We start from the raw sequence: 14039 nt of genomic DNA, 5'->3' as shown, positions 1-14039 counted from the left end.
GGGCCTAGCTTGTCGTCAGATTCGCGAACCCATCTGCCCGAGGCCCGTTTTGACGATCACCATGTACGGCATCACCAACTGCGACACGATCAAGAAGGCGCGCGTCTGGCTGGAGAGCCGCGACGTCGCCTACCGCTTCCACGACTACCGGGCCGAGGGCATCGAGGCGGAGAGGCTGAACGGCTGGGTCGGAAAGGTCGGCTGGGAAAAGCTGCTCAACAAGGGGAGCACGACTTTTCGCGAACTGCCCGACGAGGAGAAGGGTGCGCTCGACGAGAAGAAGGCAAAGAAGCTGATGCTCGCCAAGCCGACGATGATCAAGCGACCGGTGCTGGAGGTGGGCGACCGCATCCTGGTTGGGTTCAAGCCGGAGGTCTATGAGGAGGCGGTTGGCGGGAAGTAGGCTCGACTGCTTACGCCGCGTTCCTTCGCCCCCCTCTCTGTCCTGCCGGACATCTCCCCCTCAAGGGGGGAGATTGGCAGCTTTGGCGCGTCGCTCATTCCTGCGACGTTGGCGATTTGGCGAAAGCCGGCGCGACAGCTGATCTCCCCCCTTGAGGGGGAGATGGCCGGCAGGCCAGAGAGGGGGGCGAAGGAACTCGACGTCTCAGCGTTTATGCTTGGGCTCGCAAATACTCCGCCAGCGCCACCGCATTGTTGTGCGCCTCATCATGTGCGCCATAGAGCAGCGTCACCTTGCCTTTGCCGAGCAATGCGCGCAGCTGGGCCACCGCCTCGCCATTCCCATCCAGTTCCGCCGAATACCGCTTCCGAAACTCCGCCCAGCGCTCCGGCTGGTGCCCGAACCATTTGCGCAGTTCGTCGCTCGGAGCGATCTCCTTCAGCCATAGCGTCAGCGCGGCATCCTTCTTGGCGATGCCGCGCGGCCAGATGCGGTCGACCAGCACCCGTTGGCCGTCCGCTTTCGCCGGCGCCTCATAGACGCGCTTTACCGCAATATCGAAGGCCATCGCACCTCCGAGTTCGGAAACCTCAGGCCCACTCGCCCTTACGCATCACCGGCACGCGGCTGCCGTCCTTGCCGAGGCCGTCGATGTCGATCTTGTCCGAGCCGATCATCCAGTCGATGTGAATAAAACTCTTGTTGCCGCCGCGCGCGGCGATCTCGTCCTGGCTGAGCGAGGCGCCGTCGACGAAGCACTTCGAATAGCACTGGCCGAGCGCGATGTGGCAGGCGGCGTTCTCGTCGAACAGCGTGTTGAAGAACAAAAGCCCGCTCTTCGAGATCGGCGAGGAATGCGGCACCAGCGCCACTTCGCCGAGCCGGCGCGCGCCTTCGTCGGTGTCGAGCACCTTCTTCAGCACGTCCTCGCCCTTGGAGGCCTTGGCCTCGACGATCCGGCCTTCCTCGAAGCGCACCGAGATCTCGTCGATCAGCGTGCCCTGGTAGGAGAGCGGCTTGGTCGAGGAGACGTGACCGGAGACCCGCCTTGCATGCGGCGTGGTGAACACCTCCTCGGTCGGGATGTTCGGGTTGCAGGTGACGCCGTTCTTGGCCGTCGAGGCGCCGCCCATCCATTCATGGCCCTCGGCCAGCCCGACGGTCAGGTCGGTGCCCGGCCCGGTGAAATGCAGCGCATGGAAATTGTGCTCGTTCAACCATTTCGTGCGCTCGGCCAACGCGGCGTTGTGCGCCTTCCAATTGCCGATCGGATCCTCGACGTCGACGCGCGAGGCCGAGAAGATCGCATCGGCGAGCTTGGCCACCGCGACGTCGTCGGCATCGCCGGGGAACACCTGCTTGGCCCAGGCAAGGTCGGGATAGGCGACGATGTTCCAGTTGATGTCGAAGCCGGTGATCTTCTCCAGCGCCGGCTGGTAGGCCATCGAGTTCGCCTTGTTGGCGCGCGCCACCTTGGCCGGATCCTGCGCCGACAACAGCGCGGGGTCCTCGCCGCGCACGGCAAGCCGCGCCGCATTGTTGGAGAAGGCCTTCGCCATGCCTTCATAGAGCCAGCCGGCGGCACGGTCGAAGCCGGCGTCCGCGCCGTAGCGGAAGCGCGCCAGGGTGATCTCGTCATCGTGGAAGATCGGCGTCACCAGCCCCGCGCCGGCCTTGTAGGCGTGCTCGACGATGCGCCGCGTCAAGGGCAGGGCCGCGATCGACGACGTCACCACAAGGTCTTGTCCCGGCTGCAACTGCAGCCCGACCTTGATGGCGACTTCGGCCAGCCTGTCGAGCTTCACCGGGTCGATGGTTGCTGCAACGCCGCGCGAATGTGTGGTCATGATCCTGCCTGCCGTGATTGTGGGGTCTGGCCCATACATAGACCGGCAGGGCTAGCCTTTCCACAAGGATCGACTGGCTCAGGCGGCGCTGTCCAGCGACCGGAACTGCGCCATGGTCGCCGCGATTTCCTCGCGGATCCAGGCTTTGAAGTCGCGCACCTTGCGACTCTCGCTTTTTGTCGCCGAGGTCACCATCCAGTAGCCAAGCCCGCTCTCGGCGCGTACGCCGAACGGCGCGACCAGCCGGCCATCTGCCAGCGCGTCGGCGGTCAGCAACTGCCAGGCAAGCATGACGCCATGGCCGGCGATCGCCGATTCCAGGCACAGCATTGGATCGGTGAAGCGTGCCCCCTTGAGAAAGGTGACCGGCTCGACGCCGGCCGCCGCGAACCAGCTGTCCCAGCTGATCATCGACCGCTCGTCGGTGATGGCGCAGGTCTGCGCCAGGTCCTCGATCGAGCGCAGTCTGGCTGCGATCGACGGCGCGCAGACCGGGAACACCTCCTGCGCCAGAAGCAGTTCCGCTTGCACGCCTGGCCATTTGCCGACGCCCATCCGGATGCCGATATCGATGTCGGAATGATCGAGATCGGCGACCCGACCCGAGGCGTCGATGCGCAAGAGCACGTTCGGATGCCGGGCGAAATGCCGCGACAGCCTCGGCAGCAGCCATTTCGACGCGAAGGCCGGGGCCACCGAAACCACCAGCGTGCATTGGCTGGCCTCGTCGGCCAGCGCCACCGCCTGCGCCAGTTCGCGGAAGCCGGCGCCAAGCCTTGCCGTGAACACCGCGCCGAACTCCGTCGGAACAAGGCCGCCCGGCGTGCGTTCGAACAGCGCCTGGCCGAGCTGCTTTTCCGTGCGCTTGATCTGCTGGCTGACGGCGCTGGCCGAGACGTTGAGCTCGCCTGCCGCCGCCGCAAGCGAGCCCAGCCGGGCGACGGTTTCCACGGCACGCAGGCCGTTCAGATGGACGCGGTTCAGCATGGTCATGTAGATTTTCTAAAACGGCACTCGGGAAATCTCAATTGAAACCCGGCACGAAAAGGCTGATTTTTGGGGCTGAAGCCCGACCATTGGAGGCAAATCGATGAAGATTTTATCATTGCTCAAGGTCTTTTCCGCCGATGACGCACGGCGAAACCGCCATGACGGCGAGATTACCCGCTGGATCGTCGACCCGTTGTCGCATCCTGTATTCGACACCATGTCGGAGCGCGAACTGGGCGATGTCCCCTTCCGGCTGACGGCCCGGCGCACAGATCACGAGACGGCGCGCCCAGGCTGTCGGTAAGACAATCGAACTGTTTCCGGCTGGCGGGCACGCGCCCATCGGCATTCCGAACTGGCCCAACACAAGCGCATTGTCTTGCTGCTCGGCACACTTATTGTGCGCCGCGATGAAAACCGCCTCGCCATCGCCCTTGCGGCTTGCCTTGGCCGGCATGCTCGCCATGGCTGTCGCCATGGGCATCGGCCGTTTCGTCTACACGCCGATCCTGCCCGGCATGATGGAGGAACTGCATCTGTCGCCGGCCGATGCCGGCTGGATCGCCTCCGCCAACTATCTCGGCTATCTCGTCGGCGCCTTCGCCGCCGCCGGCGGCTGGGCGCATGGGCGCGAGCGCATGCTGATGTTTGCCGGCCTCGCCGCCAGCGCCTTGCTCGCCGCCCTGATGGGCCTCGGCGACACGATCGCGGTCTTTCTCGCCATCCGCTTTCTTGCCGGTCTCGCCAGCGCCTTCGTCATGGTCTTCATGGCCTCGATCGTCTTCAGCCATCTTGCCGTGGCCGGCCGTAGTGATCTGCAGGCGCTGCATTTCGGCGGCGTCGGGCTCGGCATCGCGGCTTCCTCGGCATTGATGTCAATTCTCGTCACCGGCCATGCCGGCTGGCCGGCGGGCTGGCTGTGGGCGGCGGCGATCTCCGCTTTGGGTCTCGTCGCGGTCGCCCTGCTTGCCGGCACCACATCGACCATCAACGGCGCCGAAGGCCGCGAGCCCGCACTGCCGAAGCACCGGTCGCTGCTCAAGATGATTGTCGCCTACGGCCTGTTCGGCTTCGGCTATGTGGTGACCGCGACCTTCCTCGTCGCCATCGTGCGCCAGGGCGGCGGCGGGCGCGTGTTCGAGGCCATGGTCTGGATGGTCACCGGCCTTGCCGGTGTTCCGTCCGTCTGGCTGTGGCAGAAGGTCGCCGAAAGGTTCGATCTCTACCCAGCCTACGTACTCGCTTGCCTGATCGAGGTGGTCGGCGTCGCGGCAAGCGTCGTTGTCGGCGGCTATGTCGGGCCTCTGCTGGCCGGCGTTCTGCTGGGCGGCACGTTCATCGCCATCACCGCGCTCGGCCTGCAGGCGGCAAGGCAGCTTGCACCGCAAGCGCCGCGCCGCATCTTTGCGCTGATGACCGCCGCCTTCGGCCTTGGCCAGATCATCGGCCCGATCGCCGCCGGACTGCTCGCGCAAGCCTCCGGCAACTATGTCTCGGCCTCGATCATGGCGGCGGTCGTCCTGCTCGTCTCCGCCGTCGTCGCCTGGTCGGCTGCGCCAAAATCGCCATGATTTGTGGTCTTGCTCGGTGCCGGGCATTAGGCGCGGGCATTTTCTTTCCACCTAATGTGTGACCTTATGCCCGCCGAGCAGCAATACCGCCGATCAGCGATTCGACCGAGGAACCCGCCACAGTGTTCGTATCCTTCTTCCCGCAGCCGAAGCTCTTCTTCACCTCGGCCGCCGTCTGGAGCCTTGCCGCGATCCTGTTCTGGTTCTTCGGTGGTGAGCAACTGGGCGCCTTGATCGGCCTGCCGCCTGCAGCCGCCGGCGCGCCGCCGATCATCGGCATCGCCGTGCTGTGGTCGAAGCCGTTCCTGTGGTTCTATCTCTATTTCGTTTTCTGTGTGGCCGCCTTCTACGCGTTCTGGGCCTGGTATTCGCCGCATCCCTGGCAGAACTGGTCGATCCTGATGACGGCCGTCATCCTGTTCTTCATCTATTTCAACGTTCAGGTCAGCGTCGCCGTCAACGCCTGGTACGGTCCGTTCTTCGACTATGTGCAGGGCCTGATGTCGGGCACGGGAAAGTCGACCGACAGCGAGTTCTACCTAGGATTGGCCGACTTCTCGTGGCTGGCGCTGGTCGGCATGAATGTGCAGGTCGTCAACGCTTTCATCGTCAGTCACTGGATCTTCCGCTGGCGCACGGCGATGAACGACTATTTCGTGGCGAACTGGGGCCGGTTGCGGCATATCGAAGGTGCCTCGCAGCGCATCCAGGAAGACACGATGCGCTTCTCGCAGATCATGGAGGATCTGGGTTCCAGCTTCGTCCAGTCGATCATGACGCTGATCGCCTTCCTGCCGGTCATGATCCAGCTGCAGGCCCATATCACCGAGTTGCCGATCGTCGGAGCGGTCCCTCAGCCGCTGGTTGTCGCAGCACTTGCCTGGTGTCTGTTCGGCACGATTTCGGTGATGGTCGCGGGCCTGAAGCTGCCGGGATTGCAGTTCCGCAACCAGCGCGTCGAGGCCGCCTATCGCAAGGAACTGGTCTACGGTGAGGATCATGCCGACAGGGCACAGCCGGCGACGACCGCCGAGCTCTTCGCCAATGTCCGTCAAAATTACTTCAGGCTCTATTTCCACTACATCTATTTCAATGTCGTCCGTTACACCTACCTGCAGGCCGACAACATCTTCTCGCTGCTGATCCTCGGCCCCTCGCTGGTGGCGCACAAGATCACCTTCGGCGCGCTGAACCAGATCTCGAACGCCTTCGGCAAGGTCACGGGATCGCTGCAGTTCCTGCTCACCTCATGGTCGACCATCGTCGAACTGCAGTCAGTGCATAAGCGCCTGCGCGCCTTCGAGGCGACGCTGCAGGGCGAGCCGCTGCCGGATATCGACCAGCGCTATCTGGCAAGGCAAAGCGCGGAGGATCCGGCCTGACAGTTCGGGCAGGGCGCGAGGCGGCTCAGCCGCCGACCGTTGCCTGCCGCTCGCCGGCGCGCTGGCGCCCGACATAATCGCGAAAACTGATGCATTCGACCTGCCGCATGACGCAGACTTCGCCGGCAAAGCGCTCCAGCGCGTCCCAGTAGGCGCCGCCGTTCATCTGAGTGAAATGGAAGCCGAGCTCCAGCGGGATGCGCTTGCCCTGGTACTGCCTGTCGAAGGCGGCGCGGAAGGCGCGGTAGCTCCGCTCCGTGAACTCCGCCGCCATGCTCGGCTTCTCGAAGCCGCCGGAATGGCGGACATAGAGATTGTAGTCCATCGCGATTACCGGCCTCGACTTCGGCCCTTCCGGAATCTGCGGCAGCGAAAAGCGCGTAGTGCCGCCTCTCTCCGGCGGCAGGGCAGGGCCTTTCGAGACGCCACTGGCGTCATACTCAAAGCCCGCCTGCGGCAGCGCCTCGTAAAGCGCCTTGTTCGCCGACAAGTACGGCGCGCGAAAACCGGTCACGGCATGTCGTGCTAAATCATGCCAGCCGGCCGGCTCCGGCGCGATGCCGTTGATCGAATAGGCGTTTTCCAGAATGTGCTTGAAGGCGGCGAATTCGGCGAGCCAGTCGGCCTTGCTCCAGCCCTTGCCGTCGAAATGGCCGCAGCCATGGCTGGCGATGTCATGGCCTTCCGAGGCGGCCAGGTTGATCTGCTCCAGCCGCTCCGCCACCTCCTGTTTCGACGCGGCAAAGCCGATGTTCGATTTGCCGGCGCTCTTTCCCGGCCCCGTGTAGTCCTTGCGCGTTTCCGGCGACAGCAGGAAGACGCAGGACAGAAAATAGGTGAAATGCGAGCCGGTGCGTTCGGCCAAGGCGCGGCTGCGCCGCCATTGCGAGATTTCGCGGGCGCTGTCGAAGGAGATGATGACGATCTGCTTCGGCTTGGCCGGCGGCGCCGGCGGGTCGGCGAGCGCCGGGCCGGCGAGGGCGAGGGCGACAAGACTGGACGCAGCAACGAGGAATGGACGGGGCATCGGCAAGGGTCTGGGCATTGGGACGGTCGGCGACCGGCTAGCGGCGAAATGTGGCGTGGGTGCGGTCGGCGGGCGGGGCGCTCCTTGCGGGGTCCGATCCTCTATCCGCCGATTTTCCGGGCGGCCCCCTTCCATGCCGACAAAATTTCGCTAAAACGCGGGCTCAAGAAGCGCCCCGTGCGGGGCAGCAATGGTTTTGATTGATGTCCGACGACAGTTTTATCCGCGAAGTCAACGAAGAGATTCGTCGCGAACAGGCGCAGGCGCTGTGGGACCGTTTTGGTCCGGCGCTGCTTGGCCTTGCCATCCTGATCGTGCTCGGCACCGCCGCCGTCGTCGGCTACCGCTATTGGGACGAGAGCCGCGCCAACCGCTCGGGCGACGCTTTCTCGCAGGCGCTGAAGCTTGCCAATGACGGCAAGAGCGACGAGGCGCTCACCGCCCTCGATCAGCTCCAGAAGGACGGCTACGGCGCCTATCCGCTGCTCGCCCGCATGCGCGCCGCGACGGTCAAGGCCGACAAGGGTGACGTCGCCGCCGCCGTCAAGGATTTCGACGACGTCGCGGCCGACAACGCCATCCCGCAGGGTATTCGCGACATGGCGCGTCTGAGGGCAGCGCTGCTGCTCGTCGACAGCGGCTCTTTCGCAGACGTGTCCAGCCGCGTCGAGGCGCTCACCGCCGACACCAACACGCTGCGCCACACCGCGCGCGAGGCACTCGGCCTTGCCGCCTGGAAGGAAGGCAAGACCGCGGACGCGCTCAAACTGTTCGACCAGATCGCTTCGGATGACGGCGCCCCGCGCAATGCGCGCCAGCGGGCGACCTTGATGTCCGAGCTGATCCGCGGGTCGGGCAACGCGTCGTGACCCCGGATGGGCTTCAAAGTCGCCATCATCGGCCGGCCTAACGTCGGCAAATCGACTCTTTTCAATCGGCTGGTCGGAAAGAAGCTGGCGCTCGTCGACGACACGCCGGGCGTCACCCGCGATCGCCGCGTCCACGCCGCCAAGCTCTACGATCTTTTCTTCGACGTCATCGACACCGCCGGCTTCGAGGACGCGGCCGCCTCGACGCTGCCCGGCCGCATGCGCCAGCAGACCGAGATCGCCATCCGCGAGGCCGACCTGATCTTCTTCACCATCGACGCCAAGTCCGGCCTGCTGCCCGACGACCGCACCTTCGCCGAGGTCGTGCGCAAGTCCGGCAAGCCGGTGGTGCTGGTCGCCAACAAGGCGGAGGCTCGCGGCGCGCAAGGCGGCATGCTGGAGGCCTGGGAGCTTGGCCTCGGCGAGCCGATCCCGGTCTCGGCCGAGCATGGCCAGGGTATGCCCGACCTGCGCGACGCGGTGATCGCCGCGCTCGGCGAGGAACGCGCCTTCGGCGAGGACGAGCAGGACGATGCGGAGATCGCCGCCAGCGAGGTGCTGATCGGCGAGGACATCACCGACCCCGATGCCGAGCCCGTTTATGACGACACCAAGCCGATGCGCATCGCCGTCGTCGGCCGCCCCAACGCCGGCAAGTCGACGCTGATCAACGCGCTGATCGGCGAAGAGCGCCTGCTGACCGGGCCGGAAGCCGGCATCACCCGCGATTCGATCTCGGTCGACTGGGACTGGCGCGGCCGCCGGATAAAACTGTTCGACACCGCCGGCATGCGGCGCAAGGCCAGGATTCACGAAAAGCTGGAAGTGATGTCGGTGCAGGACGGCCTGCGCGCCATCCGCTTCGCCGAGATCGTCATCATCGTGCTCGATGCCACCATCCCGTTCGAGAAGCAGGACCTGCAGATCGCCGACCTGATCATCCGCGAGGGTCGCGCGCCGGTCATCGCCTTCAACAAGTGGGACCTGATCGACAATCCGCAGGAACTGCTGGCGGAACTGCGCGAGAAGACCGAGCGGCTCTTGCCGCAGGTGCGCGGCATCCAGGCGGTGACGGTGTCGGCCGAGACCCGGCGCGGCCTCGACAAATTGATGGATAGCGTCATCAAGACGCACAAGGTCTGGAACAGCCGCGTCTCGACCGGCAAGCTCAACCGCTGGCTGGAAGGCATCCTTGCGCATCACCCGCCGCCCGCCGTCGCCGGCCGTCGGCTGAAGATCAAATATGTCACGCAGGCCAAGACCCGCCCGCCGGGCTTCGTCGTCTCCTGCTCGCGGCCGGACGCGATGCCGCAGTCCTACGTCCGCTACCTCTCGAACAGCCTGCGCGAAGCCTTCGACATGCCCGGCGTGCCGATCCGCATGGCGCTGCGCACCTCGGACAATCCGTTTGCTGGCAGGGCGAAGAAGCGCTGAGGCTTTGGAGTCGGCAGCGCGTCCCTCCGGTCGTCATCCACGGGCGGAGCAAGGAGCGAAGCGACGCGGCGCAGACCCGAGGATCCATGCCGTGATTTAGACGCGCCGCTACGGTGCAGAGTTCTGCTCCGTTGCACTCCTCGGTAGAAGTAATGGCATGGATCCTGGGGTCTACACTCCGCTTCGCGTCGCTACGCCCGTGGATGACGAACGGCGCGGCACACCTAAGCGACCTCTCGCAACCCTTCGCCAGTTCGCACTGCCTCCGGCAGCGCCTCCACTGCCGCCTGCAGCAATATCTCCGCCAGCCGCGTTGCCACCGGGTCGAGCTCAGCGTCCTTCTGGTGCAGCACCAGCGCCATCTTCGGCAGGGCAGGGAGCCCGAGCGTCCCGGACGCCATCGCCCTGACATTGGCGGGCAGGCCGATATCGGTGCGGATCGTCAGCCCGAGACCGGCGCCGACCGCCGCCCAGATGCCGCCGAGACTGGGACTGGAGAAGGCCATCCGCCATGACAGGCCGGCGCGGTCGAGGGTTTCGGTCGCCACCGTGCGCAGCAGGCAGGGCGCCTCCAGCGCCACCAGCGGCAGCGCGTCGCCGCCGCGCGAGCCAAGCTCGATCGGCTTTGCCGGCCCGATCCAACGCATCTGCACGTCGGCGACGTGCCGGCTGTAGGGCAGGCTCGCGCCATTGTGCCAGGCGAGGGCAATGTCGAGGCTGCCCTGGGTGATCCGCGAGGCAAGCTCGTGGCTGCGCGCGATCCGCGCCTCGATTCTGACCTTGGGATGGCCGCGCGCGAAGCGGCCGAGCACCTCCGGCAGCACCGCCTCGCCGAAATCCTCCTGCAGGCCGAGCCGCACCCAGCCTTCCAGCTCGACGTCGTGAATGGCGGCGGCCGCCTCGTCGTTGAGTTCGAGCAGCCGGCGTGCATAGCCGAGCATGGTCTCGCCGGCCTCGGTCAGCGCCAGCCCGCGCCCGGACTTGCGGAAGATCGGCGTCGCCGCCTGTTCTTCCAGCTTTTTCAGCTGTGCGCTGACGGCCGAGGTCGAACGGCCGAGCCTCTCGGCGGCCTTGGCGAAGCTGCCCAGCTCCATCCCGGTGACGAATGTCCTGAGAACGTCGAGGTCGAACGTGACGCGTCGCATAGTATCGTCCTTATTTTCAGGATCATTTGTCAAAAACTTCCTGATTTTATGGACGAAGCTACGGCGCTACATCACGCTCGTCAAGCCGGTCAGCCGGCCGCCACGGGAATGGAACCATGTCCGTCATCGTCACACGCACCGATTGCAGGCCACCTGCCAAAGCCGATTCCGGCACTGCCAGCCGAACCTTCGGGCCCAACCATCGCTGGAAGGTGCTGGGCATCGGCGTCGCCGCCAATGCCGGGTTCTCCGCGACCTTCTCCGGCGTGCCGGCCACCGCGGTGGTGATGCGCCAGGGTTATCAGCTCGACAATGCCTCGCTCGGCCTCGCGCTCGGCCTTCTTGGCCTCGGCGTCGCGCTCAGCGAACTGCCCTGGGGCGTGCTCACCGACCGCTGGGGCGACCGTCGCGTTCTGTTGGCCGGGCTCGGCGCGACGGCGGCATGGCTGTTCGTCATGGCGATGCTCGTCGTGCCGACAAAGGGTGCCATCCCCGGCGTCACTCTGCTATCGGCAAGTCTGCTCGTCGCCGGCCTGCTCGGCGGCAGCGTCAACGGCTCCAGCGGCCGCGCCATCATGGGATGGTTCCGCGAGGGCGAGCGCGGTTTCGCCATGAGCATCAGGCAGACGGCGGTGCCGCTCGGCGGCGGCATCGGCGCGCTCGTCCTGCCCTCGCTTGCCCTGGGCTTCGGCTTCGCCGCCGTCTTCGGCCTGCTGGCAGCCGTTTCCGCTCTCTCGGCCGTCTTTGCCTGGCGCTGGCTGCACGAACCGCCGGCGGAAGGGGGCGGTCATGTCGCCGCGACGGCCGGTCCGGCGCCGCTGCGCAATCTCGAGGTCTGGCGCATCTCGAGCGCCATCGGCCTGCTTTGCTTCCCGCAGGTGGCGGTGCTCACCTTCGCCTCGGTGTTCCTGCACGATTTCGTAGGGCTGGGGACATTGGCGACCAGCGCGAGCCTCGCCGCCGTGCAGACCGGCGCCATGGTCATGCGCGTCTGGAGCGGCCGCTTCACCGACCGTCACGGCAACCGCCGCCCGTTCCTCAGGCTGTGCAGCGCGCTGAGCGCGCTGGCCTTCGCCGTGCTCTGGCTGCTGGTCGTCACGGCCGCAGGCCGGCCGGCCCTCATGGCGGCGCTTCCCGTCATGCTGGTCGTCGCGGGCATCGCGGTCTCCGCCTGGCACGGCGTCGCCTACACCGAGCTTGCCACGCTTGCCGGCCCCGGCCATGTCGGCACCGCGCTCAGCCTCGCCAACAGTTTCGTCTTCGTCGGCTTCTGCCTGGTGCCGATCGCCATTCCCGGGCTCCTGCACCTCTGGGCATGGCCCGGCGTCTGGCTGGCGGCGGCCGGCTGCGCGCTGATCGCCTGGCCGATCTTCCTGCGGCCAGCCTGATTCCGGGGCCGTCCCGATTCAGGCCAACATCAAAAAACACGATCGATGGCGTTAACGCCCCATCAAGGTTAATGCATCATTTTGGCTCTCCAGAGGGTCAGTTGCGTTTCTGGAGAGTTCCGTGCATCGACGTGTCTTGAAGCGGCTGGTCGCCGCCGCCGGTGAGAGAAAACGTTCCTTCCTGTCTCCGTTCGTTATTGGCCTTGGCATCTGGGTCGGCTTTCCGTCGGTCGTCGCCTATCAGGACATGACCAGCCTCGTTTCCGGCCTTGAGACGTCGAACGCCCGCTGGAACGCCTATGTCGAAAAGTCCGTCGCGGGCTCGGTCCACAACGCCGAGATGCCGTTCGTCGATTCCACCTCCACCGGCTCGATCTCCGGCTCCGGCGTGCAACTGCCGGGCGTCGGCACGGTCGCCTTTCGCGGCAAGGGCACTGTGGCCGGCACGACGCCCGACGAGGACCGCATCGTGCGCGCCGACAAGAAGGGCCGCATCGTTCAGGTCTCGCCGGTGGCGCCACCAAAGGCCTTCAACGCCGGCTCAATCTTCGAACGCACATCCTCGCTGCTTCGCCCGAGCATGGACAGCGGCCTGAAGCTCGCCTTCGCCAAGCCCGGCATCAAGGGCAAGGAGATCCAGATCGCCCAGGCGTTCCACATCCGCGAGGACAAGAAGCCGGATCCCGGCGTGCCGGCCATGCTGGCGGCGCTCGTCAACAACGACAAGCCGGACGTGCTGGCCACCGCCTATGCCCAGGCCGAGCCCGACTATGCCAAGGCCTCGCCCTTCGAGGCGCTGCTGCAGGACGAGGAGCCGAACAACGGCCGCTTCATCCCGCCGATGGCCACGGGCGATCACTGGTGGATCCAGAACCCGCTACCGGCCAGCGTCTTCTCCAAGCCGGAGCAGGCCTGCCTTGCCAACGGCATCTATTTCGAGGCGCGCAGCGAATCCGTGCGCGGCCAGGCCGCCGTCGCCCAGGTGATCCTCAACCGCGTGCGCAACCCGGCCTATCCGAAGTCGATCTGCGGCGTCGTCTACCAGAACGACAACTGGCTGAACCGCTGCCAGTTCTCCTTCGCCTGCGACGGCCGCAAGAAGCGCGTCACCGATCCCGCCGCCTACAAGACCGCGCAGGACGTCGCCATGGCGGTGACAGCCGGCAAGATCTTCATTCCGGAAGTCGGCTCGTCGACCCACTACTATGCCAATTACGTGCATCCGGGCTGGGCGCGCACGATGAAGCGAATGACCAAGATCGGCCTGCATATCTTCTACCGCACCTATGGTGGCGGCTGGAGCTGAGGCTGTTTCGCCGGGACCGTCCGGGCGGTCCGGATGGCTCCGGACGCCGGCAACCGGGGAGCCTTGGTTGCAAGGATTCGCCGGGCGCTTGCCCCCAAGCGCGACGGGCACGATGTCGCACCTCTTTAAGCTATTGATTTTAAAACAAAAAATACATGGGTTTGAAGTTCGGCCCGTGGCTTGACGGGCGCGGACCCTCTAACTATGTTGCCGGCGACTTTAGAAGCGGACGGACGCTAGCGGTCTGACCGGGCAGGGGGGTTGCGATGGCCGACACGAACGGGCCAGACGGAACCGGAGAAACCGGCCGCGGCAAGCAGCGCGAAGCCGACATCCGCGACGACGATCTTGAGCGCCGCCGGCGTGATCTTGAAGCATCGCTTGCGACAAGACGGCCGGACCGGCTCGAGGGGAAAGACGACGCGAAAGCAGTGACCGGATACGGTCAGGCACTCAAGCTGTCCAGCGAGTTCATCGCAGGTATAGTGGTCGGTGTCGCGATCGGCTGGATCATCGACCGGCTGGCGGGAATATCGCCATGGGGTCTGATCGTCGGCCTGCTGCTGGGATTTGGCGCCGGCGTCCTCAATGTCCTGCGTTCGGCGGGGCTAGTGGCGCAATTCGGACAGGGCGGCACGCCGCGCGATCCGGAGGAATGAAGTGGCGCCGTCCTGGCG

At 65.7% G+C, this 14039-nt stretch carries 14 protein-coding genes; 8 read left to right on the top strand and 6 right to left on the bottom strand.

Annotated elements, in window-relative coordinates; translation table 11 throughout:
* Nucleotides 1-49 precede the first annotated feature (49 nt).
* Nucleotides 50-403, top strand: coding sequence for an ArsC family reductase (locus EN738_RS18160; protein WP_127284891.1), 354 nt, complete (start codon nucleotides 50-52; stop codon nucleotides 401-403).
* 211 nt (nucleotides 404-614) lie between these two features.
* On the opposite strand, the gene EN738_RS18150 is transcribed toward EN738_RS18160, so the two are convergent.
* From EN738_RS18150 to EN738_RS36930, 4 genes are all read right to left on the bottom strand, one after another.
* A complete protein-coding gene (locus EN738_RS18150; protein ID WP_127284890.1) occupies nucleotides 615-971 on the bottom strand; it encodes a DUF488 domain-containing protein in 357 nt (118 codons plus the stop codon).
* Between the two features lie 22 nt (nucleotides 972-993).
* Entirely contained in the window at nucleotides 994-2250 is a 1257-nt protein-coding gene (locus EN738_RS18145; RefSeq protein ID WP_127284889.1) for an aminopeptidase, read from the bottom strand.
* Between the two features lie 78 nt (nucleotides 2251-2328).
* Complete coding sequence (locus EN738_RS18140) at nucleotides 2329-3243, bottom strand: LysR substrate-binding domain-containing protein (protein WP_189524308.1); 915 nt, start codon at nucleotides 3241-3243, stop codon at nucleotides 2329-2331.
* 109 nt (nucleotides 3244-3352) lie between these two features.
* The gene (locus EN738_RS36930) at nucleotides 3353-3706 is read right to left on the bottom strand and encodes a hypothetical protein (RefSeq protein WP_189340485.1); all 354 of its coding nucleotides are present in this window, start codon (nucleotides 3704-3706) and stop codon (nucleotides 3353-3355) included.
* Between EN738_RS36930 and EN738_RS18130 the strand changes: the two genes are divergently transcribed.
* Nucleotides 3651-4811 carry a YbfB/YjiJ family MFS transporter gene (locus tag EN738_RS18130; RefSeq protein ID WP_127284887.1) on the top strand — a complete coding sequence of 387 codons (1161 nt, stop codon included), beginning with the start codon at nucleotides 3651-3653 and terminating at the stop codon, nucleotides 4809-4811. The two genes, EN738_RS36930 and EN738_RS18130, sit on opposite strands and share 56 nt — an antisense overlap.
* Before the next feature lie 122 nt (nucleotides 4812-4933).
* Complete coding sequence (sbmA, locus tag EN738_RS18125) at nucleotides 4934-6193, top strand: peptide antibiotic transporter SbmA (protein WP_127284886.1); 1260 nt, start codon at nucleotides 4934-4936, stop codon at nucleotides 6191-6193.
* Between the two features lie 25 nt (nucleotides 6194-6218).
* Here the strand turns inward: sbmA and EN738_RS18120 are convergent, their stop codons facing one another.
* Entirely contained in the window at nucleotides 6219-7220 is a 1002-nt protein-coding gene (locus EN738_RS18120; RefSeq protein WP_127284885.1) for a polysaccharide deacetylase family protein, read from the bottom strand.
* A gap of 203 nt (nucleotides 7221-7423) precedes the next feature.
* Between EN738_RS18120 and EN738_RS18115 the strand changes: the two genes are divergently transcribed.
* Nucleotides 7424-8089 (top strand): tetratricopeptide repeat protein, encoded by a 666-nt coding sequence (locus tag EN738_RS18115; protein ID WP_127284884.1) that lies wholly within the window; start codon nucleotides 7424-7426, stop codon nucleotides 8087-8089.
* A gap of 6 nt (nucleotides 8090-8095) precedes the next feature.
* A complete protein-coding gene (gene der, locus EN738_RS18110; RefSeq protein ID WP_127284883.1) occupies nucleotides 8096-9523 on the top strand; it encodes a ribosome biogenesis GTPase Der in 1428 nt (475 codons plus the stop codon).
* A 224-nt stretch (nucleotides 9524-9747) separates the two neighbouring features.
* Here the strand turns inward: der and EN738_RS18105 are convergent, their stop codons facing one another.
* Nucleotides 9748-10668: a LysR substrate-binding domain-containing protein gene (locus EN738_RS18105; protein ID WP_127284882.1), complete on the bottom strand. Its 921-nt coding sequence runs from the start codon at nucleotides 10666-10668 to the stop codon at nucleotides 9748-9750.
* Between the two features lie 116 nt (nucleotides 10669-10784).
* Here EN738_RS18105 and EN738_RS18100 point away from each other — a divergent pair, with 116 nt between their 5' ends.
* From EN738_RS18100 to EN738_RS18090, 3 genes are all read left to right on the top strand, one after another.
* Nucleotides 10785-12056 (top strand): MFS transporter, encoded by a 1272-nt coding sequence (locus EN738_RS18100; protein ID WP_127284881.1) that lies wholly within the window; start codon nucleotides 10785-10787, stop codon nucleotides 12054-12056.
* A 121-nt stretch (nucleotides 12057-12177) separates the two neighbouring features.
* Nucleotides 12178-13362, top strand: coding sequence for a cell wall hydrolase (locus tag EN738_RS18095; protein WP_127284880.1), 1185 nt, complete (start codon nucleotides 12178-12180; stop codon nucleotides 13360-13362).
* A gap of 266 nt (nucleotides 13363-13628) precedes the next feature.
* Nucleotides 13629-14021: an AtpZ/AtpI family protein gene (locus tag EN738_RS18090; RefSeq protein WP_127284879.1), complete on the top strand. Its 393-nt coding sequence runs from the start codon at nucleotides 13629-13631 to the stop codon at nucleotides 14019-14021.
* Nucleotides 14022-14039: the final 18 nt, after the last annotated feature.

This window comes from Mesorhizobium sp. M4B.F.Ca.ET.017.02.2.1 (assembly GCF_003998955.1).
In the GTDB taxonomy this organism is placed as follows: domain Bacteria; phylum Pseudomonadota; class Alphaproteobacteria; order Rhizobiales; family Rhizobiaceae; genus Mesorhizobium; species Mesorhizobium abyssinicae.
This window is presented reverse-complemented; position numbering and strand designations above follow the sequence as displayed.

Coding starts and splice junctions, on each gene's coding strand:
- EN738_RS18115 (WP_127284884.1), top strand. CDS start 7,424: ATGTCCGACGACAGTTTTATCCGCGAAGTCAACGAAGAGATTCGTCGC.
- EN738_RS18130 (WP_127284887.1), top strand. CDS start 3,651: ATGAAAACCGCCTCGCCATCGCCCTTGCGGCTTGCCTTGGCCGGCATG.
- EN738_RS18105 (WP_127284882.1), bottom strand. CDS start 10,668: ATGCGACGCGTCACGTTCGACCTCGACGTTCTCAGGACATTCGTCACC.
- EN738_RS18100 (WP_127284881.1), top strand. CDS start 10,785: ATGTCCGTCATCGTCACACGCACCGATTGCAGGCCACCTGCCAAAGCC.
- EN738_RS18150 (WP_127284890.1), bottom strand. CDS start 971: ATGGCCTTCGATATTGCGGTAAAGCGCGTCTATGAGGCGCCGGCGAAA.
- EN738_RS36930 (WP_189340485.1), bottom strand. CDS start 3,706: ATGGCGAGCATGCCGGCCAAGGCAAGCCGCAAGGGCGATGGCGAGGCG.
- der (WP_127284883.1), top strand. CDS start 8,096: ATGGGCTTCAAAGTCGCCATCATCGGCCGGCCTAACGTCGGCAAATCG.
- EN738_RS18145 (WP_127284889.1), bottom strand. CDS start 2,250: ATGACCACACATTCGCGCGGCGTTGCAGCAACCATCGACCCGGTGAAG.
- EN738_RS18090 (WP_127284879.1), top strand. CDS start 13,629: ATGGCCGACACGAACGGGCCAGACGGAACCGGAGAAACCGGCCGCGGC.
- EN738_RS18120 (WP_127284885.1), bottom strand. CDS start 7,220: ATGCCCCGTCCATTCCTCGTTGCTGCGTCCAGTCTTGTCGCCCTCGCC.
- EN738_RS18140 (WP_189524308.1), bottom strand. CDS start 3,243: ATGACCATGCTGAACCGCGTCCATCTGAACGGCCTGCGTGCCGTGGAA.